Below are 309 nucleotides of genomic sequence, written 5' to 3'. Positions count from 1 at the left end.
CTGGCAGTAAATTTGCCACTTTAATTTTAATAATACCAAGTAAGTTCAATACAATATCGGCAATCATAATACCACCTGTAGCTGTCATTTCCACTATAAATTGATTCATTAATTCTTTCGGGACCAAACTATTAATTTGTGTTGCAAAAACCGCTATCCCTCCTTCATATAAAATAACTGGAATCGCCGAAAATACTACGCCAATTCCTAAAGTTGTCGTTAATATAATAGAAATAACCCCATCGATAATCGCCTTTGTAAATAAAATATCATGATTTCCGCGAATCCCACTGTCGAGTGCACCAAGTA

General features: G+C 34.6%; 1 protein-coding gene. It reads right to left on the bottom strand.

Annotated features, from left to right (window positions below):
• Nucleotides 1-309: DUF554 family protein (locus tag ACSG5Z_RS30320; RefSeq protein ID WP_435712790.1), on the bottom strand; the 309-nt coding region annotated here is incomplete at both ends.

This window comes from Bacillus pretiosus (genome assembly GCF_051294775.1).
Classification (GTDB): domain Bacteria; phylum Bacillota; class Bacilli; order Bacillales; family Bacillaceae_G; genus Bacillus_A; species Bacillus_A wiedmannii.
The sequence above is the reverse complement of the archived record's forward strand: the minus strand, read 5'-3'. Positions and strand labels throughout refer to the sequence as shown.